Raw genomic sequence first — 20,580 nt, 5'->3', positions numbered from 1 at the left:
TGCCTTACGCGCCTTTCGGCCGGAAGGCGGCGCACACGTCGGGGTCGGTCTCGATCCGCCCGGCGCCGATGAGGTCCAGGCAATAGGGAATGGCCGGGAACACCGCCGAAAGGCACACGGCGATGGACGCGGGCTTGCCGGGCAAATTCACGATCAGCGTCTTGCCGCGCACGCCGGCCTCCTGCCGCGACAGGATGGCGGTGGGCACCTCATTCAGGCTGATGCGCCGCATCTGCTCGCCGAAGCCGGCGAGCGGCTTCTCGATCACCGCCGCCATGGCCTCCGGCGTGAGATCGCGCGGGGAAGGGCCGGTGCCCCCCGTGGTGCAGATGAGGTCCATGCGCTCGTCGTCGCAGAGGGCGATGAGGGTGTCGCGCACGCTCTCGAACCCATCCGGGATGATCCGGTAATCGGAGACCCAGGGGCTGGTGATGGCGTGACGTAGCCAGGCCTCGATGGCCGGGCCGCTCAGATCCTCATAGGTGCCGGCGCTGGCGCGGTCCGAGATGGTGACGATGCCGATGCGGACGGGAGTCATGGGCGGGCGATGAACCTGATGGGGGGCTTCGCCCGCCAGTCTAGAGCCTTTCCCGACCTCACGGAATCGGGGAAACACCCTGGAGCCCCGCGCCGGCGCATTTCTTCACGCGCGCCGGCGTGCGCTTCGCTGGAGGCTGTGCCGGAAGCCGGGCCGGACCGACGGCAACAAGGTGCGCGCCGCCCCCGTCCCCCGCTGCGCACGCCGTGGCGTCAGATGACCGCAACGATGACGTCCGACGACTTGACGATGGCCGTCGCCTCTCCGCCAACCTTCAGGCCCAGATCCTGGACGGCCTCGTTGGTGATGGAGGCGGTGACCCTGAGGCCGTTCACGTCGATCACCACATGCGCGGTGGTCGCGCCGACCTTGATGTCGGTAATGGTGCCGGTGAAGGCATTGCGTGCCGAAACCTTCATGTGCCTGATCCTTTTGCCGCTTTCCGGGACCTCCGTGGTGGCCGGGCGCAGACCGCGCGGGACCACGAACCGGAGGCCAGGCCGTGCCATACCACCGGGACGAGCCTCATGCTAGTTCCAATTGGATATAGCTTTATCGAAGGCCGGACGCGGTGCCGAGCGGCGGCACGTTCAGGGCGGGGGGATGGCCCGCCGCGTAAAAGAGCCCGCCCGAGGACCGGGCGGGCCAAGTTCCGCAAGGGGAATGGCGCCAGGCCGACGGCCGGAATCAGGCCATCGGCGGCACGTCCAGCGCGCGGAAGATGGCGCAGCGGCGGAAGGCATCGATGGTGGGCGGCTCGCCCTTCTGCGAGCAGTATTTCGCCACCAGCTTGGCGAGGCCCTTGATGTCGCGGCCGGAGGTCTCCGGGAACATCTCCACCAGGGTGTCGATCAGTTCGTTGGAGAGGATGAGGCCGAACTGGTCGCACATGACGCGCCAGATCTTCCGCCGGTCGTCCGGGCCGGGGGAGTGATATTTGATGAGGGCGATGCAGCGCGAGACAATGGCCTCGTCGATGTCGTCCACCCGGTTGGTGGTGAGGAACAGGAGGCCGTTGAAGTATTCGAGCACACGCAGGAACACGCCCACCACCGCATTCATGGTGAGGTTATCCTGCCGGCGCTTGATGTAGACGTCCGCCTCGTCGATCAGCATCACCGCGCCCCAGCGCTGGGCGCGCGTCAACGCATCCTTCAGGGCCTGCTCCATGTGGGCCACGTCGAGGCCGAGCTGGCCGGAATGCACGCGGTAGAGCGGGCGCTGGATGATCTCGGAATAGACCTCGGCGGTGAGCGTCTTGCCGACGCCGGGCGGGCCGGCGCAGAGCACGGTGGTGCCGCCGGATTTGCCCGCCACCACGTCGTCCATGAGCGTGTTCATCTCGGCGGTGAGAATGTCGATGAGGTCGGTCTGCTCCGGCGGCAGCACCAGCTTCTGCTTGAGTTCCGGGTGGTATTCGTAAGGTTTTATGTCGTCCACATGCACCCACACATGGTGGTGCAATTCCAGATGGAACATCAGGATCAGCGGATGGACGGGCATGTCGGTGAAGGCACCCTTGGGGATGCTGTCCTTCGCCGCGCGCAGGGCCTCGTCCACCGCCATGTGGAAGAGGTTCTGCTTGTCCGCCTTCTTCACGATCTTGTCCAGGAAGAAGCCGGACGTCTCCGTGCCCAGCGTGCGCTCGCCGAGCAGTTCCTCGTCGTTCACCAGCCGCGCCTCGCTGCCGGAGGAGGACAGCACGACGGTGGATTTGCGCGCCCAGTCGGTGTCGCGCCGGTTGGCCGTGGGGTCCTCGGCGAATAGGCCCGTGCCGCGTCCGGAGAATTGCGCGCCATAGCGCCCGCGCCACTCATAATAGCGCACCATCTGGTCGTCGAAGGAGGCAAGCAGCCCCTCGTCCTCCATCAGCCAGCCCTTGGCCGCGAGCGTGCCGGGGATGGTGAGGCCGCGCAGGTCCTTGGAGCGGATCAGCAGGTTCTCCACATGGGTCTTGCCGCGGTTGTTGGCCTTCAATTCCACGATGAGCCGCCCGGCCTCCTCCTCGCCGGGGGGCGTGTAGTCGAGGCGCGTGATGAGATAGGGCTCGGGCTTGCCCGCCGGGTTCATGCGGAACAGCCAGCCCCGGATGCAGTGCTTGACGAAATAAAGCGCGATGGCGCCCGCAAGATCTTCCAACTCGTCCGGCCCGAACCGCCGCCCATCGTCGCGGAACACGCCCACGAGATTGGCGAGCTGCTCCTCCTGCCCGCGAATGGTGGTGCCGCCCGTCCGCAGCACCAGTTCGTGCAGGTGGGCCAGCTCGTCGGGATTCAGCGCGTCGAGGCCCAGCTCCATGCGGCTCGAAAGACGCGGCTGGGCGAGCAGGTGCGCCTGGTCCGGGAAGGCGTCCACCAGGCTTTCGACCACCAGGCGTTCGACGATGAGTTTCATGGGGCAGCCTCATGTCTCGAACGATGTCGGGGCTTCGACATTTTTGGCCGACCTGTGACACGCCCTGGCATCGCGAACGGGTATGAAGCGCCGTGAGCAAGATCGGGGCCGCAGCCACGCGGTGGCGTCGGTCCGGTGCGGCAGGCAGGTCACAGGGTAAGGCTGCTCTGCCGCAGGCGTGGGCAGGCGGGCGCCTGCGGCAAGGGCAGGCGATGGCCACACAATCCTGTGGAATCGACGCAAGCCTATGAGGATTCAGAGCGGGGCCAGCCAGGGGCCATGCTGCAATGCAGTGAAATCCGCCTGAAATTTCAGCTTGAAGCCTCGGGCGAAATAGCTTTGTATCAAAACTAATCGCTGCCCCGCTTCCGTAAGGTCCGTCCGTCGCAAGGCTCGTCCTTCGATGGCGACGCCGAGGGGAGGGGCGGCGCCCGCGTCACGGCGTACGAGAGGAAGGTTGCCCCGGCCCATGCTCGCGCAGCAGATCGTCAACGGCCTCATGCTTGGGGCCATCTACATGCTGGTGGCGGTGGCCTTCACCCTCGCCATCGGCGTGCTGAACTTCCTCAATTTCTCGCTCCCCGGCCTGTTCATGGTGGGCGGCATGCTCGCCTTCGGGCTGATGAAGGCGGGCTGGCCCTTCCTCATCGCCGCGGCGGGCGCACTGGCGGCGGCGGCGTTCGTGTCGCTCCTGGTGGAGCGCTTCGCCTACCGGCCCATGCAGGGCGGCGATCCGGAGGTGCCGCTGGTCTCCTCCCTCGGCTTTCTGGTGCTGCTCGAAAACCTGATGCTGATCCAGTACGGCTCGGACCAGCAGGCGTTCCCGGCCCTGCTCCCCGATCTCAACATCCGCCTCGGCGGCCTCGTCATCGGCATCGCGCAGCTGATTTCGCTGGCGCTCTCCCTCGGCCTCGTGACGTTCCTGTCCTGGTATCTCTCCTCCACCGCCGGCGGCCGGCGCATCCGCACCGTGGCGGAGAACAGGGAGACGGCGCTGCTCATGGGCATCGACATCTCCCGCCTCGTGCCGCAGCTCTTCATTGCCTCGGCGCTGCTGGCGGCGCTGGCCGGCATCCTGTTCGCGGTGAACTACCAGCAGGTGTCGCCCTTCATGGGCGAGGGCGTCGGCTTCAAGGGCGTCGCGGCCATGATCGTCGGCGGCATGGGCTCCATCTGGGGCGCGGTGCTGGGCGGGCTGGTCATCGGCCTCGCGGAGGTGTTGTCCATCTCCTTCATCGGCGCGGACGTGGTGAACATCTCCGTCTACGGCCTGCTCCTCCTCATCCTCATCGTGCGTCCGCAGGGCCTCATGGGCCGCGCCGCCAGCCGGGAGAAGCTCTGATGAGCGGCTATCTGACGGGCGTCCTCGTCGTCCTCGCCTTCAATGTCATCGCCGCCTATGCGGTCTACCTGCCGCTCGCGGCGGGGCAATTGAACCTCGGCATCGCCGGCTTCATGGCCATCGGCGCCTATGCCTCGGCCTTCCTCACCAACGAATATATGTGGCCCATGTGGGCGGCGATCCCGCTCGGCGCGGGGCTGGCGGGGCTGGTGGGCCTGCTCATCGGCGTCCCGGTGCTGCGCACCCACGGCATCTATCTGGCCATGGCGACCTTCGCCCTCGGGCAGGTGATCTCCGCCGTCTTCCTCAATCTGGAAGTGGTGGGCGGCGCTGCGGGCTATCCCGTCACCGACTATGCCGGGCCTTACGTGGTCTATGCGGCGGCGGCGGGGGTGGTGGTGCTGATGCTGCTCATCTCCCGCACCCGCTTCGCGCTCTGCCTCACGGCGGTGAAGAGCGACGCGACGGTGGCGGACCTGCTGGGCGTCTCGGTGCGCGGCATGAAGGTGGCCGCCTTCGCGCTGGGGGCGGCGGTGGCCGGCTTCGGCGGCGGGCTCTACGCGCATCATTACAATTTCGTCGAGGCGCAGCATTTCAACGTGCTGCTCTCGGTCTTCACCGTGCTCTACGTGCTGTTCGGCGGCACGCAGACCGTGTGGGGGCCGCTGGTGGGCGCCGCCTTCTTCACCTTGGTGCCGGAGCTGCTGCGCGCCTCCGACCAGTGGCGCTACGCCCTCTTCGCCGTCTTCATCATCCTGTTCATGGCCGTGCGGCCGCAGGGGCTGGTGACGTCCTCCCTGTTCCGCCTGTTCCGGCGCAAGGCGGAGGCCGCGTGATGAGTGCCGCAACCTCCGCTGCCCTTGCCATCTCCGGCCTGTCGAAGTCCTTCGCCGGCGTGCGCGCCATTCGCGATCTCTCCTTCACCGTGCCGAAGGGCGTCACCACCGCGCTCATCGGGCCGAACGGGGCGGGCAAGACCACGGTGTTCAACCTCGTCAGCGGCGTCTATGGCGTCGATGCCGGGCGCATCGAGGTGAACGGGCAGGACGTGACGCACATGCCGTCGCGCAAGCGCATCTCCACCGGCGTCGCCCGCTCGTTCCAGAACATCCGGCTGATGCCGCACCTCTCGGTGCTGGAAAACCTGCTGGTGGGCCAGCACGTGCGCGCCTCTTCCCTCGGCGCGCTGCTCACCCCCTACCGCCTCTTTCCCAACCACCGCTGGAAGCGCGAGGCGCGCGCGGCGCTGGAGGAGAGCGGCCTCGGCCGCTGGGGCGACGAGATGGTTAGCGCGCTGCCCTATGGCGTGCGCAAGCGCATCGACCTCGTGCGCGCGACGCTGGCCGGCGCGAGCCTTCTGATGCTCGACGAGCCCGCCGCCGGTCTCAATCCCAGCGAGACGAATGCGCTGCGCGATCATCTCAGGGCGCTGATGGCGAAGGGCGTCACCCTCCTCGTGGTGGAGCACGACATGCACTTCGTGGATTCGATCTGCGAGAACGTGGTGGTGCTGAATTTCGGCGAGAAGATCGCCGAGGGTCCGCTCTCCCGCGTGCGGCAGGAGAAGCTGGTGCGCGAGGCCTATATCGGCACGGACGAGGAGGCCTGAACCATGGCGCTGCTCGAAGTCTCCGGCCTCTCCGTCGCCTATGGCCGCGTCGCGGCGCTCTCGGACGTGTCGCTCACCGTGAACGAGGGCGAGGTGGTCACCGTGCTCGGCGCCAACGGCGCGGGCAAGTCCACTTTGCTCAAAGCCATCCTCGGCGCCGTGCCGGCCAAGGCGGGCGGCATCGCCTTCGCGGAAACCGACATCACCCGCCTGCCGCCGCACCGGCGCATGGGCGCGGGGCTGGTGCTGGTGCCGGAAGGCCGGCGCATCCTCATCACCCTCACCGTCGAAGAGAACCTCAGGCTCGGCGCCCACATGCGGCGCGACACGGCGGCGGTGGAGCGGGAGATGGCGGCCATCTACGACCGCTTCCCCAACCTCGCCGAGCGCCGCCACATGGCCGCCTCCTGCCTCTCCGGCGGCGAGCAGCAGATGCTGGCCATCGGCCGCGCCATGATGGCGAAGCCCCGCCTGATGATGCTGGACGAGCCGTCGCTGGGCCTCTCGCCGCTGTTCGTCTCCAAGCTGTTCGATCTCATCCGCGAATTGAACACCGAGGGCCTCTCCGTGCTGCTCGTGGAGCAGAACACCGGCAAGGCGCTCAAGGCCGCCCATTCGGCCACCGTGCTCGAACTCGGCCGCGTCGCCATGGCCGGCGCGCCGGAGGTGCTCGCGGCCGATCCCCGTTTGCAGGACGCGTATCTGGGCGGCGGGTCGGCCGCCCAATGAAACAACAAACCTTCAAAGGAGAACGGGACATGAAGAAGAGCGTGCTGTTCGGCGCCGGCCTCCTGGCGGCGCTGGTCGCCTCCGGTGCCGCGCGGGCCGAGGGCGAACTGGTCCTCGGCTACATGATGGCCAAGAGCGGCCCCTATGTGAGCCTCGCCAACACCAATGAGGTGGCCGTCGACATGGCGGTGGAGGAGATCAACGCCAAGGGCGGAATCAACGGCAAGAAGATCAAGGTGGTGAAGTTCGACACCGCCGGCGATCCCAAGCAGGCGACCACCGCGCTGCGCTCCTTCGCGCAGGATGCCAATGCGCTCGCCGTCATCGGCCCGTTCTCGTCCTCGGAAGTGCGCACCACCTTCCCGGTGGGCGAGCGCGAGGGCATCGCCCAGATGTCCATGGCCTCCTCGGCCCCCGGCCTCACCAAGGGCTTCACCTACGGCTTCCGCAACACCACGGACGAGGGCAAGGTCATCGACCAGGTGCTCGCCTCCATCAAGGACAAGAAGCTGCCCATGGCTTCGGGCGCGGCGGCCTATGCCACCGACGACGTGGTGTCCAAGTCCATCGGCACCGTGGTGGTGCCCAAGATGTTCGAGAAGTACGCCATCCCCTCCAAGGGCTCGGTGGACTTCCAGCTCGCCGCCTTCGACCTGTCGCCCCAGGTGGCGCAGCTGAAGCAGATGGCGCCGGATATCGTCGGCCTCGGCTCGCCGCCCGAGGGCGCGGTGAACCTCGCCAAGGAGCTGAAGCGCCAGGGCGTCTCCACCCGCATCGTCGGCGGCACCACCATCGCCGATCCCGAGCTGCCCAAGCGCATGGACGGTGCAGGCGACAACCTCACCATCGGCACCACCTTCTTCCCCGAGGTGAACGCGACCACCAAGGCCTTCACCGCCGAGTTCGGCAAGCGCACCAAGGCGGCGGGCATGACCCGCACCGATCCGAACCAGATGGACGCCTCGGTCTACGACATCGTCTATCTCTATTCCGAGGCGATGAAGCGCGCGGGCGTCACCGGCGACAAGGCGAAGCTCGCCGAGGAGCGCGCCGCCATCCGCGACCAGCTCGCCAAGCTGAAGGACTACCAGGCGCTCGAGGGCGCCATCTCCTTCACCGACGGCGACGCCGTGAAGCCGGTCTACATCCTCGAGGTGAAGGGCGGAAAGTGGACCCTGCTCGACACGCGCACGCCGAACTGACCTCGGCGCGAGCGTGCGGCCGGCGCCTCCTTTGCCTCCCCCTTTCGGAGGCGCCGGCCTCTTTCCCAGTTTCCTGAACGAGAGATTCCGATGGGCACGAAGATCACCTTCACCCTCCACGCCGGCGGCGAGAGCCGCACGGAGACGATCGACATCCGCCATGCGGTGATCGCGGGCTGGACCGGCCGCGACAAGGTCGCGCTGGAGAAGCACATCGTGGAGCTGGAGGAGCTGGGCGTCGCCCGCCCGGCCTCGACACCCATCTACTACCGCGTCGCCGCCGCCCGGTTCACCACGGCGGGGGAGATCGAATCCACCGGCCCCGAGTCGTCCGGCGAGGTGGAGTTCATGATCCTTCAGGCGGGCGGGCGCCGCTGGCTCGGCGTCGGCTCCGATCATACCGACCGCAAGGTCGAGACCTACGGCATCACCGTGTCCAAGCAGATGTGCGACAAGCCCATCGCCGCCGACCTCTGGGCGCTGGACGAGGTGCTGCCGCACTGGGACAGCCTGCTGATCCGCTCCCATGCCGTCATCGACGGGGCGCGCGTGGTCTACCAGCAGGGTTCGGTTGCGGCGATGCTGCCGCCGCAGGAGATCATCGCCGGCTATGAGCCGGGCTTTGGCGACGGCACCGCCATGTTCTGCGGCACGCTCGCGGCCATCGGCGGCATCCGCCCGGCCGAGCGGTTCGAGTTCGAGATCGAGGACCCGGTGCTGGGCCGGATCATCCGTCATGGGTATGATGTGACCGTCCTGCCCGTCGCCGGCTGAGCGCGGTCAGGCAAAAGGGCAGGGGCAACTGGGAGGGGCGCCATGCAGCTCGACGCGCGCGACATGGATCACGCCATGCCGGAGGAGCCCGGGCCGGGCCGCCTCGAGGTCCGCTCCCTGCGCGACACCGCCTATGAGGCCATCAAGCAGCGCATCATCATGTGCGCCTTCCGTCCCGGCGAGGCGCTGAGCGAGGCGCAGGTGGCTGCCTCCCTCGGTCTCGGCCGCACGCCGGTGCGGCAGGCCTTCGACCGGCTGATGCGCGACGGCCTGGTGGAGGTGCTGCCGCGCAAGGGCATCATCGTGCGTCCCATCACGCAGGACGAGGTGCGCGACATGGTGGAGGTGCGCCTCCTCAACGAGAGCTTCTGCGCCCGCCTCGCCGCCGAGCGGGCGGATGCAGGCGTCATCGCCGCGCTGAAGGAGAACGTGCGGCGGGGCACCGCCGCCGCCGGGGACGGGGACATCACCGAGCTGATGGCCCTCGACCGCGAATTCCACCTCACCATTTCCGGCGGCGCGCGCAATCCGGTGCTGGGCGAGATATTGCGCAATCTGCACGAGCGGGCGCAGCGGGTGTGGTTCGTTTCGCTCCGCGATGTCGCCCACCACCGCCGCGTGGTGGATGAGCACGCCGCCATCGTCGACACGCTGGCCGCCCGCGACGCCGACGCCGCCGAGCAGGCCACCCGCGCCCACATCCTCTCCTTCGCCGAGAACCTCAACCGGCAGCTTTAGGCCGGCCTCGTGCCCACCACCCCGTGGTGGGGGAAGGTGACGAACAGCTTGCCCTCGGCCTCGGCCTGCGCGAGGGCGGCCCGGAAGACCTCAAGCTCCCCGGCCGAGAGGCGCGGCTCCAGCCGGCCGACCACGAAGCGCCAGAAGCTGCTGCCGGTCTCGAAGGACGGCATGGCCGGACCGGGCACGAGATCGACAAGCCCCGCCGCCCGCATCCGCCGGTAGAGGCTCGCATCGGCGACGCCGCCGGGCGAGACCATGGGCGGCACGACCTCCACCTTGGTCCGGATCGCGTCCGGCAGATCGGCACTGAAGACGTGCCGGCCGTCGATGGCGCGGACGATGACGCCCACCCGTCCGCCGGGCTTCACCACCCGGAAAAGCTCGGCGATGGCGCGGTCGGCGTCGCACTCTTCCAGCACCGTCACGCTGTAGGCATGGTCGAAACTGGCGTCGGCGAACGGCAGGTGCTCGGCATTCGCCTCGCGAAAGGTGATGCGATCGGACAGTCCGGCGGTGGCGGCGAGGTCCGCGCCCTCCCGCACCATGTAGGGGTTGATGTCGCAGGCCGTGACGTGGCCTGCCCGCCGGGCCGCGATCCGCGCCAGCGCGCCGGAGCCGGTGCCCATGTCAAGCACCTGATCCGCCGGGCCGGGAGCGATGATGTCGAGGAGCGTCGTGAACATGCCGCGATAGCTGGGGCTCGACGCGCGGTCCTCCAGCAGGGCGACGCCGCCGAGGTGCGCGCCGCCCAGGCGGATCACGGTGAACTCCGCCGCGAGGCGGGGCAGCGCCGCGTCCCACTGGGTGGGGGCGAGAAAGAGGGGGAAGAGCACCAGCGCCGGCCCCGATCCGCGAATGTCATAGCTGATGCCCGCATGGGCGCCGCTTTCGGGGGCGCGGTCGCGCGTGCTGGCCGCGCCCGGCAGGTCCTTGAGGGCGGCGATCACCTCGCCGGTGCGGTCGCGCACATGATCCGCCCATCCGGGCTGCGCATAGCCTTCGAGCACGCGCCGGCGGCTCTCGGGCAGGGCAGCCGCGATCACGGCGGCGATCTGGGACGAGGTGCCGCCATCTCCGGCGAGCACTGTCAGGCGGTCGGCCACGTCCGCGAAGGCCGCGGGCTCGCAGCCCACCGGCTCGTGGAACAGGAGGCCGGCGATGCGCCCCGGATGGGCCGCGGCGAAGCCCGCGAGGCTGCCCGGCATCTGCGTCGCCACATGAGCGGCCTCGATCCCCAGATGATCCCACAGGGCCGCCAGCCGGTCGGCAAGGCTCAAAGCGTGCGTGTCCCTCGACATCGTGCCCCTCCGCATCTTCGATCCCGGTTCGACCGGACCGCCATCGGCCATGCTAGAGCATCCGGACGACAGCATTTCCGGACAGCGCGTAGCCCTCAGCCGGCGATGCGCTCCCACCCCGCTCCGGCGGAGCGGAACAGCAGCGGGGCCTCCACCTCCACGGCGAAGGCGTAGGCGGCGGCGGGCAAAGCGCCGCTGCCGGTGAGGAAGGCGCGGCCGGCGCGCACCACGAGGCCGCCGCGCTCGGGCAGGCGCACGCCGCGCGCGTCGCCGGCGAGGCCTTCCCCCGTCGCCTTCAGCACCGCTTCCTTCCCGCACCATGCGCGCAGGGCCGAAGCGGCGCGGTCGGTCTCGGGGGCGGCCGACCAGCGGACGCGGTCGTCGTCATGCATGAAATCGGGGGCGAGGCGGGTCCACAGGTCCAGCCCGCGCGCCTTTTCCACGTCGATCCCGATGGCGCCGCCACGGGCGAGCCCTACCGCCACCCAGTCGCCGGAATGGGTCAGGTTGAAGTCGATGTCGGAGGGCGCCGCCAGTTCCGGCCGCCCGTTCGTCCCGCGCGCCACGCGCACCTCGGCCGGCGCGCGGCCGAGGGCGGCGCCGAGCAGGGTGCGCGCGAGGCTCCAGGCGGCGCGGCGGGCGGCGCGGTCGTCGGCCTTCACATGGCGGGCGATGCGCGCGTCCTCGTCGGGCGGCAGCACGATGTGGAGGTCCGGATTGACCAGCGCATCGGTGACGCGCGCGATGGCGAGGAGGCTCGCGCCCGGCGCGAGGCGCGCGGCGTCCACCGGGGTTGACGCCTCAGGCACGGGCGGCGCGCCAGACGGGGAGGGTGCGCTTGAGCAGCGTGAGGAGGCGCTCCTCGTCCTCGCGCACGAAGAAATGGCCGCCGGGCCAGATGTCCACCGCAACCGGGCCTGCGATCAGCTCGCGCCAGGCATGCAGGCTCGGCTCCGGCGTGGCGGGATCGTCGGCGCCGCCGAGGATCACCGCCGGGCAGGCCAGCGCCGGGCCGGGGGTGAAGGCGTAGGTGTCCACCATGCGGAAATCGGCCTTCAGCGCCGGCAGCGTCATGGCGAGGATTTCGGGACGGCGGAACAGCGCGTCGGGCGTGCCGCCGATGCGCTTCAGCTCCTCGATCAGCGCGGCATCGCTCATCAGATGGCGGTCGAGCCGGGGAAACGGCAGGTGCGGCGCCGCCCGGCCGGAGAGCACGAGGCCGGCGACGGTAACGCCGTGGCGGGCGAGCGCCCGCGCCGTCTCGAAGGCGAGCAGCGCGCCCATGGAATGGCCGTAGAGCACCACCGGCACCGGACGGTGGGCGAGGGGCGCGGCGATGTCCTCGGCCAGCGCCGGAAGGCTCGTCGGCAAAGGCGCGCCGTGGCGGCTGCCGCGACCGGGAAGCTCGGGGCTGTCCACGGTGGCGAGGCCCAGGAGCGCGGCCTTCCAGGTGCGGTAGAGCACGGCGGAGCCGCCGGCATGGGGCAGGCAGACGAGGCGCACGGCTCAGGCCTTCGCGCCAAGGCGCGGTAGCGGCCGTGTGTCTGGACAGCGACGCGGCATCGTGGAAGCCTCCCGCTACCGAGATAAGCTGGAAAGCGCGACCGGCTCAAGGCTTTCGCTGCGGTGCGGCAGAAGTTGCAACGGGAAAAGCGGCGGCAAAAGCCGTCCTGCGCTACCTCGGTGCGGTTTCACCCCGCCTTGGCGGGCTTGACAACGGACGCCGCGGGAAATGTAATTCACTAGTTAGTTAAAAACGGGACCGCAGAGTCCCGGCCGGGTCAAACCAAAAGGGAGGAAGCCGCATGGCGTCGCCGCGCCACAGGAATCCCGTGCTTGCCGTCATCGACGCGCCGTGGGCGCGGCCGCTGGGCCTGCTGGTGATCCTCATCGCCATCTGGGAGCTGTCGGTCCGCATCTTCCAGATCCCGGCCTATCTCATCCCCACCCCGTGGGATGTGATGCTCGCCTTCCGCAACGACGGCGCCATGCTGGCGCGCGAGGCGGTGCCGACCACCATCGCGACCCTCGCCGGCTTCGCGCTGTCGGCCGCCATCGGCATCCCGCTCGCCATGCTGATCGCCGGCTCGCGCACCATCGAGGCCTATCTCTACCCGCTGCTGGTGTTCTCCCAGTCCATCCCCAAGGTCGCCATCGCGCCCCTGTTCGTGGTGTGGTTCGGCTTCGGCATCGTGCCCAAGGTGATCTCCGCCTTCCTTCTGGGCGTGTTCCCGGTGGTGGTGGCCGGGGTGCAGGGCTTCAAGTCGGTGGAGGCGGACATGCGCGACCTCGCCCGCTCCATGAAGGCCTCGCGCCTCCAGACCTTCGCCATGGTGAGCCTGCCCCACGCCATGCCGGCCATCTTCGCCGGCCTCAAGGTGTCGGTGACGCTGGCGGTGGTGGGCGCGGTGGTGGGCGAGTTCGTGGGCTCGAATTCCGGCCTCGGCTTCGTGCTCCAGCGCTCCATCGGCAATTTCGAGCTGCCCACCATGTTCGCCGCCCTGATCGTGCTCGCGCTCATCGGCGTGGTGCTGTTCTGGGTGATCGACCTCGTCGAACGCCTTTTGGTCCCGTGGCATGCGAGCCAGCGCCATGACGTCTTCGTCACCGTCTGAGGAGGGCGCCATGGCCAGACCCAACACCCTGCGCGTGATCTCCCGCGACGACGGCGCGACCCGCCGCCGCCTCATCGACATCCGCGGCCTGTCCAAGACCTACCAGACCCGCGACGGCGAGGTGCCCTCGCTGAAGCCCATGGACCTCGACATCTCCGAGGGCGAGTTCATCTGCGTGGTCGGCCCCTCCGGCTGCGGCAAGTCCACGCTGCTGAAGCTGGTGGCGGGCCTCATCCCGGCCACGGCGGGCGAAATCCGCATCGACGGCAAGGCCGTGACCGAGCCGCCGGACGATGTGGGCATCGTGTTCCAGAGCCCGGTGCTGCTCGCCTGGCGCACCGTGCTGCGCAACGTGATGCTGCCGGTGGAGGTGCGCCGGCTCGACCGCGCGAGCCACCTGGACCGCGCGCGCCAGCTCCTCAACACGGCCGGCCTCAACGGCTTCGAGAACAAATATCCCTGGCAGCTCTCGGGCGGCATGCAGCAGCGCGCCGCCATCTGCCGGGCGCTGGTGCACGACCCCAAGATCGTGCTCATGGACGAGCCGTTCGGCGCGCTCGACGCCATGACGCGCGAGAAGATGAATCTGGAACTCCAGCGCATCCAGCACGAGACCGGCAAGACCATCCTGCTCATCACCCACTCCATCCCCGAGGCGATCTTCCTCGCCGACCGGGTGGTGGTGATGACCGACCGGCCGGGCTCGGTGGCCGCCATCTATGACGTGCCGCTGCCCCGCCCGCGCTCTCTCGACATGATGGCGAGCCCGGTGTTCGCCGAACTCGCCAAGACCATCCGCGGACATTTCTACGCCCGCGGCCATCTGGACTGAGGCTTCCTGCCGCCGGTGCCGGTCGCGACCGGCACCGGCGCGGCCTCGCTCAATCGCCGCGCGGACCGGGCGCGGCCTCGCTCAATCGCCGCGCGGGCTTTGGTCCCGCAGGACTGAGAGGACGAACATGCCCTTTCCGCGCATCACCATCCGCGAGGTGGAGATCGGCGAGCGGCTGATGCCCTTCGTCCGCCCGTTCCGCTTCGGCCCCTCGGTGGTGGAGACGGCGCCGCAGGCCTTCGTGAAGGTGGCGGCCGAGGTGGAGGGCTTCGGCCCGGCGACCGGCATGGCCGCCGAGATGATGATGCCGCGCTGGTTCGACAAGGCGCCGGCGAAAAGCCCGCTTCACACCGTGGACGACCTGCGCCGGGGCCTCGCCCAGGCGGCGCGCATCTATGCCAATGCCCTGCCCTCAAGCGCCTTCGGCCTGTCGGTGGCGGCGCGGGCGCCGCAGCTCATGTGGGGCAACCGCGAAGGTGTGCCGCCGCTCGCCGCCGGCTTCGGCCCTGCGCTCCTCGACAAGGCGGTGCTGGATGCGCTCCTGCGCGCCATGGGCCTCGGCCTCGTCGCCGGCCTGAAGCGCAACGTGATGGGGCTCGACGGGCGGCTCTCGCCCGATCTCACCGCCGGGCAGATCGGCGGCTTCCTCGCCGCGCTCACGCCGGCCCCGGCGGTGGCGCTGCGCTACACCGTGGGCCTGATGGACCCGCTCGACGGCCCGCACGGCCTCGCCGCCGAGATCGCGGCGGCGCGGCTCGCCTTCTTCAAGATCAAGATCGGCGGCGACCTCGCGGCTGACATCGCCCGGCTGGAGGAGATCGCCGCCATCCTCGCCGCTGCGGCGCCCGGCTATGCGGCGACGCTGGACGCCAACGAGCAGTACGACCCCGACCGCCTCATGGCCCTCGCCGAGGCGCTGAACGCCCCGCGCCTCGCCGCCTTCCGCGCGCGGCTTCTCTATATCGAGCAGCCGTTCGACCGCGCCGAGACCTTCGCCGCCCCGCTGCCGCCGCTGGATGGCCTGCCGGTCATCATCGACGAGGCGGACGATGCGCCGGATGCTTTCCCCCGCGCGGCGGCGCTCGGCTATCGCGGCGTCTCCTCCAAGAGCTGCAAGGGGCTCTACAAGGCCATCCTCAACGCGGCGCGGGTGAAGGCGTGGAATGCCGGCGGGGCGCGCGCGCCCTTCCTCATCTCGGCGGAAGACCTCACCTGCCAGCCCGGCCTCGGCATCGAGCAGGACACCGCCCTCGTCGCCGCCCTCGGCCTCGCCCATGGCGAGCGCAACGGCCACCATTATGTGGACGGCTTCGGCCCGGCGCCGGAGGGCGAGGCCCGCGCCTTCTTCGATGCCCATCCGGACCTCTACACCCAGCGCAACGGGCGGCTCGGCCTCGATGTCTCGCGCGGGCTCCTGCCCACCCGCGGCCTTCTGGAGGCGCCCGGCTTTGCCCGCGCCGCCGAACCCGACTGGACAAGCCTCACCCCCATCGCGCCGGCCGCGGTGCCCGAACCCATCCCGCACGGGACGCTCGCCTGAGCGACCGCGCCGCCTTCTCAGGATCGACACCATGAACGAGCATGCCCGCGCCACCGCCCTCTCGATACGCCTGCCGGTCGCCGGCGGGAGCCTTGAGACCTTCCGCCTCTCCGCCCCGCGCGATTTTCCCGCCCGTGCCTCCGGCCCCATGAACCGCATCGCCTTCTCCGCCGCCCATGTGGTGGCGGACCCGTTGAAGGATTGCGACCCGTGGCTCGACGCGGCCATCGACTGGGACCGCACCATCGCCTACCGCGCCCGCTTGTGGGACCTCGGGCTCGGCGTCGCGGAAGCCATGGACACCGCCCAGCGCGGCATGGGGCTGGACTGGCCGACCTCGCTGGAATTGATCCGCCGTTCGGTCGAAGCGGCGAAGGCGCACGGGCCGGAGGCGCTGGTCTTCTCCGGCGCCGGCACCGACCATCTCGCGCCTGAGGCGGCGACATCGCTGGACGACGTGATCCGCGCCTATGAGGAGCAGATCGCGGCGGTGGAGAAGGTGGGCGGGCGCATCATCCTCATGGCCTCGCGCGCGCTGGCCCGCGTGGCAAAGTCGCCGGAGGATTATGAGACGGTCTATGCCCGCGTGCTGTCGCAGGTGTCGGCGCCGGTCATCATCCACTGGCTCGGCGACATGTTCGATCCCGCGCTTGCCGGCTACTGGGGCACGCGCGATCTCGACGCGGCCATGGACACGGCGGTCGCCGTCATCAACGCCAATACGGCGAAGATCGACGGCGTGAAGATCTCCCTTCTCGACAAGGACAAGGAGATCGCCATGCGCCGCCGGCTGGACCCGGCCGTGCGCATGTATACGGGCGACGATTTCAACTATGCGGAGCTGATCGCCGGCGACGAACAGGGCCATTCCCACGCGCTGCTCGGCATCTTCGACGCCATCGCGCCGGCCGCCTCGGCCGCGCTCACCGCGCTGGCGGCGGGGGACACGGCGCGCTTCCACGACATCCTCGGGCCGACGGTGCCGCTGTCGCGGCACATCTTCAAGGCGCCCACGCGCTTCTACAAGACGGGCGTGGTCTTCATGGCCTATCTCAATGGCCATCAGGACCATTTCACCATGGTGGGCGGGCAGGAGAGCACCCGCTCCACGCTCCACCTCGCCGAGCTGTTCCGCCTCGCCGACGCGGCCGGGCTGCTCACCGATCCCGACCTCGCGGTGAAGCGCATGAAGGCGGTGCTCGCCGTGCGCGGCGTGGAGGGCTAATCCCCGCGGCCTCGAGCGCTTCCGCCGCGCTCGTGCTTGTGCCAACTTCCCCAGCGGAGTGAACGGCGCGGGGCAGGAGCATGCGCATCAACCTTGACGCGGATCAGCAGGATGCGGCGCTCGGCGCGATGCTCTGGGTGTCGCAGGCGAAGGGCGCCGAGGCGGTGACCGAGGCGGACCACCACACCATTGCCGCTGCCGCGGAGGTCGTGTTCGGCCGACCCTCCGGCGGGCCGCTGCCGGGACCCGTCGATCCCGCCGGCCTCGCGGCGCGCCTCTCCGGCCCGGCTGCCGCCGAGGCCATGCGGCTCATCACCGTGGTGGCGCTGGTGGATGGCAGCATCGATGCCGCCCGCATCGACCGGCTGGTGGCGTGCGCGCAGGCCACGGGACTCGGCGGTGCCGACTATGTGCGCGATCTCGCCGAGGCCGCCCATGGCCATCTTCACGCGGCGCTCGGATGCATGATCCGGGCGAACATGGAGAGCGTCACCGGCCGCGCCTGGAGCGGCAACGTCACGAGCGACGTCGCCGCCTATCTCCTGCCCTACACCGCCAAGCCGGACCCGGCGCTCGCCGCCCGCTTTCACGCGCTGGAGCATCTGCCGCCGGAGAGCTTCGGCAACCACTTCTTCCACCACTTCCGCGACAACGGATACGCCTTCCCCGGCGAGCCCAACGGGCTCTCCGCCGTGTTCAGCGTGCCGCACGATTCCTGCCATGTGCTGGCCGGCTACGACACGACGCCGCCTGGCGAAATCCTCGTCTCCACCTTCACCGCCGCCATGCACCCGAAGAATTCCATGGCGGCCCATGTGTTGCCGGTGATCGTGAGCTGGCACCTCGGCATCAAGCTCAACGATGTGGCGGCCTCCGCAGTGGGCGCGCTCAAGCCGGGCGCCTTCTTCGAGGCGTGGGAGCGCGGCGCGGGGATCAATACGGACCTATTCGCGCCGGGGTGGGATTTCTTCGCGGTGGCCGGAATGGACATCGATGCCCTTCGCGCCCGCTACGCCATCGCGCCAAGGCGGTTCCCGCTCGATGCCTGATCGCCACCAAGGCGCCTACCGGCACGCGGCCGAGAACAGGCGCGCCCGCCACAGCAGGGCGCCGGCGCGGCTCGGGTGGATGCCGTCGGTGGTGGAGACGGATTGCGGCGCCGGCACCACCACGGCGCCCGTCTCGGCGGCGATGGCGCGGATCACGGCGTTCTGCTCGGCCACATAGGCCTCGTCCAGCATGTCCGCATAGGGCGAGCGGTGATGCTCCACCGGGTTCACCTCCACCAGCACCAGCTGGGTTCCGGCAAAGCGGGAGATGAGGTCGCGATAGCGCGCCCGCCATTCAGCGATGGAATGCTTCGGCTTCACCGCGTCATTGGCGCCGATGGCGATCACCACGCGGGCCGGCGCGAGATGCCGCTCCAGCGCGTCGGCGCGGGCGAGGAGATCGTCGATCTTGTCGCCCGGCACGGCGGCGTTCAGCACCTCCTCGCCGCAGAGGTTCCGCGGGGCGGCCAGGTAGGTGATGCTGTCGCCGATGACGAGCACCGGGGCGGTGCTGAAACGGGCGCGCACATCGGCCTCGAAGGCGATGCGGGTGCGCTGGGGAATCTCGCTGACAATAAGCGCGCCGAGCGCCACGGCCCCGCCGGCCACCGCCAGCGCCACGAGCCAGGGCTTAAGCCGAGCCCATTGGCGATGGGACAATGCGGGCATCAGGCGCCGGCGGGACGGCAATGTGCCGCCGGCGTCGGGCCGGCCGGAATAAAAGCGCATGGGGGCTTTCCCTTTCATCTGGAAGGCAACGCCGGAAACACCTTTCGGTGCCCGGTCGCAGCGTCGGGTGCCGCCCCTCGCTGGTGGTCCGAAGCAAATCTCCTCTTCCCCGGTGCCGCGCGCAGCGGGCCGGGGCGCCCCGCAAGACAGGCTCCATTGTCACGGCCCAGATGTCGCAAGTTGGACCGCGGTGCGTCTTTTGGTGTCACGGGTGTGAACGATTGTTTCCGGTTTGCACGCCGGCGCGGTGAACGATTTCCCCCCCTCGGTCGTTCCTCCCCCGCAGGCACTGCAAAGCCCAAGCGCACCCGTGCGCGGGCCATCGGAACAGGAGACGACCATGGCGATCGTGCGCAGCGGTTCGGCGGAATGGAGCGGCGGCATCAAGGACGGGCGGGGCAAGATCTCCACCGAGAGCGGGGCGCTGGCCGGCTTCCCCTACGGCTTCGCCAGCCGCTTCGAGGGCCAGCGCGGCAGCAATCCCGAGGAACTGCTCGGTGCGGCCCATGCCGCCTGCTTCACCATGGCGCTCTCCCTCATCCTCGGCGAGGCGGGGCTCACCGCCACGCAGATGGAGACGACCGCGAAGGTGTCGCTGGAGAAGCAGGACGCCGGCTATGCCATCACCCAGGTGGACCTCACCCTGGTGGGCACCGTGCCGGGCGCTACGCCCGAGCAGTTCGCGGAACTGGCCGGCAAGGCCAAGGCCAATTGCCCCCTGTCCAAGGTGATCCGCGCCAACATCACGCTGGACGCGCGCCTGGAGGGGTGAGGGGCAGGAAGGTATAATAGAGCCGTCATCGCCCGGTTCGTCCGGGCGATCCACGGTTGGGCTGGTTCGGATTTTCGGGCATCGCACGGGCGGACGGGTGGATCGCCCGGACGAGCCGGGCGATGACACGTGGCGATGTCGGGCCGCATACGCGGTCCGCCCGAGACTCACACCGCCGCTGCCTCCGCCTGCGTCCCGGCCAGAGCGCCCGCCACCTCCGCGATCATGCGGTAGGAGGCGAGGCGCTTGTCGTGGTCGAACACGTCGGACACCACGATCACCTCGTCCACGCCGGTCTCGCGCACGAAGGCGGCGATGCCCTCGCGCACGCGCTCCGGGCCGCCGACGACCGAGCGGGCGAGGAAGCGCTGGGCCTGCGCCTTCTCCATGGGGGTCCAATAGTCCTCGATGTCATCGATGGGCGGCTTGGAGAGCCCGCGCGCGCCGCGGAAGATGTCGGCCACCGACATCTGCTGGGTGGTGGCGAGGCGGCGCGCCTCGGCGTCGGTCTCGGCCGCGATCACGTTCAGGGCCGCCATGGCATAGGGCTTCTGAAGCACGTCCGAGGGCTTGAAGCGCTCCCGGTAGATTTCCAGCGCCGGCAGGAGGTCGGCCGGGGCGAAGTGGGAGGCGAAGGCGTAGGGCAGGCCGAGGGCCGCCGCGAGCTGGGCGCCGTAGGTGCTGGAGCCGAGGATCCAGAGCGGCACCTCGGTTCCGGTCGCCGGCACGGCAAACAGCGTCTGGCCCGGCTGGGCGGGGGCGAGGTAGGCCTCCAGCTCCTGCACGTCCTGCGGGAAATTGTCGGCATTGGTGAGCGAGCGGCGCAGCGCCCGCATGGTCATCTGGTCGGTGCCCGGCGCGCGGCCGACGCCGAGGTCGATGCGGCCGGGGAAGAGTTGCGCCAGCGTGCCGAACTGCTCGGCGATGACGAGTGGCGCGTGATTGGGCAGCATGATGCCGCCCGCGCCCACCCGGATCCGCTGCGTGCCTGCCGCGATATGGGCGATGACCACTGCCGTCGCGGCGCTGGCGATGCCCTGCATGTTGTGATGCTCGGCCACCCAGAAGCGGCGGTAGCCCCAGTCTTCGGCGTGGGCAGCGAGGTCGCGGGCGTTGTCCAGGGCATGGCGGGGGGAGAACCCCTCGCGCACCCGGACGAGATCGAGAATGGAAAGCTCAGCCATCAACCAG

The 20,580-nt window shown here is 69.6% G+C and carries 21 protein-coding genes; 13 read left to right on the top strand and 8 right to left on the bottom strand.

The genetic code is table 11. The features are described 5' to 3' along the window. Positions 1 to 4 precede the first annotated feature (4 nt). The 3 genes from mog to J2126_RS07940 form a co-directional block, all read right to left on the bottom strand. Entirely contained in the window at positions 5 to 538 is a 534-nt protein-coding gene (gene mog, locus J2126_RS07950; RefSeq protein ID WP_209485491.1) for a molybdopterin adenylyltransferase, read from the bottom strand. Positions 539 to 750: 212 nt separating this feature from the next. Next, positions 751 to 957: a TOBE domain-containing protein gene (locus J2126_RS07945; RefSeq protein WP_209485489.1), complete on the bottom strand. Its 207-nt coding sequence runs from the start codon at positions 955 to 957 to the stop codon at positions 751 to 753. 268 nt (positions 958 to 1,225) lie between these two features. Continuing rightward, on the bottom strand, positions 1,226 to 2,932 hold the full coding sequence (locus J2126_RS07940; RefSeq protein WP_209485488.1) for an AAA family ATPase: 1,707 nt from the start codon (positions 2,930 to 2,932) through the stop codon (positions 1,226 to 1,228). Positions 2,933 to 3,401: 469 nt separating this feature from the next. On the opposite strand from J2126_RS07940, the gene J2126_RS07935 reads away from it, so the two are divergent. The 7 genes from J2126_RS07935 to J2126_RS07905 all read left to right on the top strand — a co-directional run bounded on the left by J2126_RS07935 (position 3,402) and on the right by J2126_RS07905 (position 9,326). Continuing rightward, the gene (locus J2126_RS07935; protein WP_169124693.1) at positions 3,402 to 4,274 is read left to right on the top strand and encodes a branched-chain amino acid ABC transporter permease; all 873 of its coding nucleotides are present in this window, start codon (positions 3,402 to 3,404) and stop codon (positions 4,272 to 4,274) included. Further along, a complete protein-coding gene (locus J2126_RS07930) occupies positions 4,274 to 5,110 on the top strand; it encodes a branched-chain amino acid ABC transporter permease (RefSeq protein ID WP_209485486.1) in 837 nt (278 codons plus the stop codon). Before J2126_RS07935 ends, J2126_RS07930 begins: the two co-directional genes overlap by 1 nt. Beyond that, positions 5,110 to 5,883 carry an ABC transporter ATP-binding protein gene (locus J2126_RS07925; RefSeq protein WP_209485483.1) on the top strand — a complete coding sequence of 258 codons (774 nt, stop codon included), beginning with the start codon at positions 5,110 to 5,112 and terminating at the stop codon, positions 5,881 to 5,883. Before J2126_RS07930 ends, J2126_RS07925 begins: the two co-directional genes overlap by 1 nt. Positions 5,884 to 5,886: 3 nt before the next feature. Then, a complete protein-coding gene (locus tag J2126_RS07920) occupies positions 5,887 to 6,612 on the top strand; it encodes an ABC transporter ATP-binding protein (protein WP_209485481.1) in 726 nt (241 codons plus the stop codon). Between the two features lie 29 nt (positions 6,613 to 6,641). Continuing rightward, entirely contained in the window at positions 6,642 to 7,814 is a 1,173-nt protein-coding gene (locus J2126_RS07915; RefSeq protein WP_209485479.1) for an ABC transporter substrate-binding protein, read from the top strand. Between the two features lie 90 nt (positions 7,815 to 7,904). After that, positions 7,905 to 8,588 carry a DUF2848 domain-containing protein gene (locus tag J2126_RS07910; RefSeq protein WP_209485477.1) on the top strand — a complete coding sequence of 228 codons (684 nt, stop codon included), beginning with the start codon at positions 7,905 to 7,907 and terminating at the stop codon, positions 8,586 to 8,588. Positions 8,589 to 8,630: 42 nt separating this feature from the next. Further along, positions 8,631 to 9,326, top strand: coding sequence for a GntR family transcriptional regulator (locus tag J2126_RS07905; protein ID WP_209485475.1), 696 nt, complete (start codon positions 8,631 to 8,633; stop codon positions 9,324 to 9,326). Here the strand turns inward: J2126_RS07905 and J2126_RS07900 are convergent. The 3 genes from J2126_RS07900 to J2126_RS07890 form a co-directional block, all read right to left on the bottom strand. Next, entirely contained in the window at positions 9,323 to 10,627 is a 1,305-nt protein-coding gene (locus J2126_RS07900; protein WP_209485473.1) for a methyltransferase domain-containing protein, read from the bottom strand. The two genes, J2126_RS07905 and J2126_RS07900, sit on opposite strands and share 4 nt — an antisense overlap. Before the next feature lie 95 nt (positions 10,628 to 10,722). Continuing rightward, positions 10,723 to 11,436, bottom strand: a complete 714-nt coding sequence (locus tag J2126_RS07895; protein WP_209485471.1) for a 4'-phosphopantetheinyl transferase family protein — start codon at positions 11,434 to 11,436, stop codon at positions 10,723 to 10,725. Beyond that, positions 11,429 to 12,130, bottom strand: a complete 702-nt coding sequence (locus tag J2126_RS07890) for a thioesterase II family protein (protein ID WP_209485469.1) — start codon at positions 12,128 to 12,130, stop codon at positions 11,429 to 11,431. The genes J2126_RS07895 and J2126_RS07890 overlap by 8 nt, the downstream gene beginning before the upstream one ends. A gap of 302 nt (positions 12,131 to 12,432) precedes the next feature. Between J2126_RS07890 and J2126_RS07885 the strand changes: the two genes are divergently transcribed. From J2126_RS07885 to J2126_RS07865, 5 genes are all read left to right on the top strand, one after another. Then, positions 12,433 to 13,242 (top strand): ABC transporter permease, encoded by an 810-nt coding sequence (locus tag J2126_RS07885; RefSeq protein ID WP_209485467.1) that lies wholly within the window; start codon positions 12,433 to 12,435, stop codon positions 13,240 to 13,242. A gap of 10 nt (positions 13,243 to 13,252) precedes the next feature. Beyond that, positions 13,253 to 14,074 carry an ABC transporter ATP-binding protein gene (locus J2126_RS07880; protein WP_209485465.1) on the top strand — a complete coding sequence of 274 codons (822 nt, stop codon included), beginning with the start codon at positions 13,253 to 13,255 and terminating at the stop codon, positions 14,072 to 14,074. A gap of 127 nt (positions 14,075 to 14,201) precedes the next feature. Continuing rightward, positions 14,202 to 15,614 (top strand): enolase C-terminal domain-like protein, encoded by a 1,413-nt coding sequence (locus tag J2126_RS07875; RefSeq protein WP_209485463.1) that lies wholly within the window; start codon positions 14,202 to 14,204, stop codon positions 15,612 to 15,614. 31 nt (positions 15,615 to 15,645) lie between these two features. Beyond that, positions 15,646 to 16,839, top strand: coding sequence for a dihydrodipicolinate synthase family protein (locus J2126_RS07870; protein WP_209485461.1), 1,194 nt, complete (start codon positions 15,646 to 15,648; stop codon positions 16,837 to 16,839). A gap of 80 nt (positions 16,840 to 16,919) precedes the next feature. Beyond that, complete coding sequence (locus J2126_RS07865; protein ID WP_209485459.1) at positions 16,920 to 17,888, top strand: hypothetical protein; 969 nt, start codon at positions 16,920 to 16,922, stop codon at positions 17,886 to 17,888. A gap of 15 nt (positions 17,889 to 17,903) precedes the next feature. On the opposite strand, the gene J2126_RS07860 is transcribed toward J2126_RS07865, so the two are convergent. Beyond that, positions 17,904 to 18,617, bottom strand: a complete 714-nt coding sequence (locus tag J2126_RS07860) for an SGNH/GDSL hydrolase family protein (protein WP_209485457.1) — start codon at positions 18,615 to 18,617, stop codon at positions 17,904 to 17,906. A gap of 340 nt (positions 18,618 to 18,957) precedes the next feature. Here J2126_RS07860 and J2126_RS07855 point away from each other — a divergent pair, with 340 nt between their 5' ends. Further along, positions 18,958 to 19,389 carry an OsmC family protein gene (locus J2126_RS07855; RefSeq protein WP_209485455.1) on the top strand — a complete coding sequence of 144 codons (432 nt, stop codon included), beginning with the start codon at positions 18,958 to 18,960 and terminating at the stop codon, positions 19,387 to 19,389. Between the two features lie 167 nt (positions 19,390 to 19,556). On the opposite strand, the gene J2126_RS07850 is transcribed toward J2126_RS07855, so the two are convergent. Next, positions 19,557 to 20,573 carry an LLM class flavin-dependent oxidoreductase gene (locus tag J2126_RS07850; protein WP_209485453.1) on the bottom strand — a complete coding sequence of 339 codons (1,017 nt, stop codon included), beginning with the start codon at positions 20,571 to 20,573 and terminating at the stop codon, positions 19,557 to 19,559. Between the last annotated feature and the right edge of the window lie 7 nt (positions 20,574 to 20,580).

Origin of the sequence: Xanthobacter flavus, from assembly GCF_017875275.1 — a bacterium.
GTDB lineage: Bacteria > Pseudomonadota > Alphaproteobacteria > Rhizobiales > Xanthobacteraceae > Xanthobacter > Xanthobacter flavus_A.
This window is presented reverse-complemented; position numbering and strand designations above follow the sequence as displayed.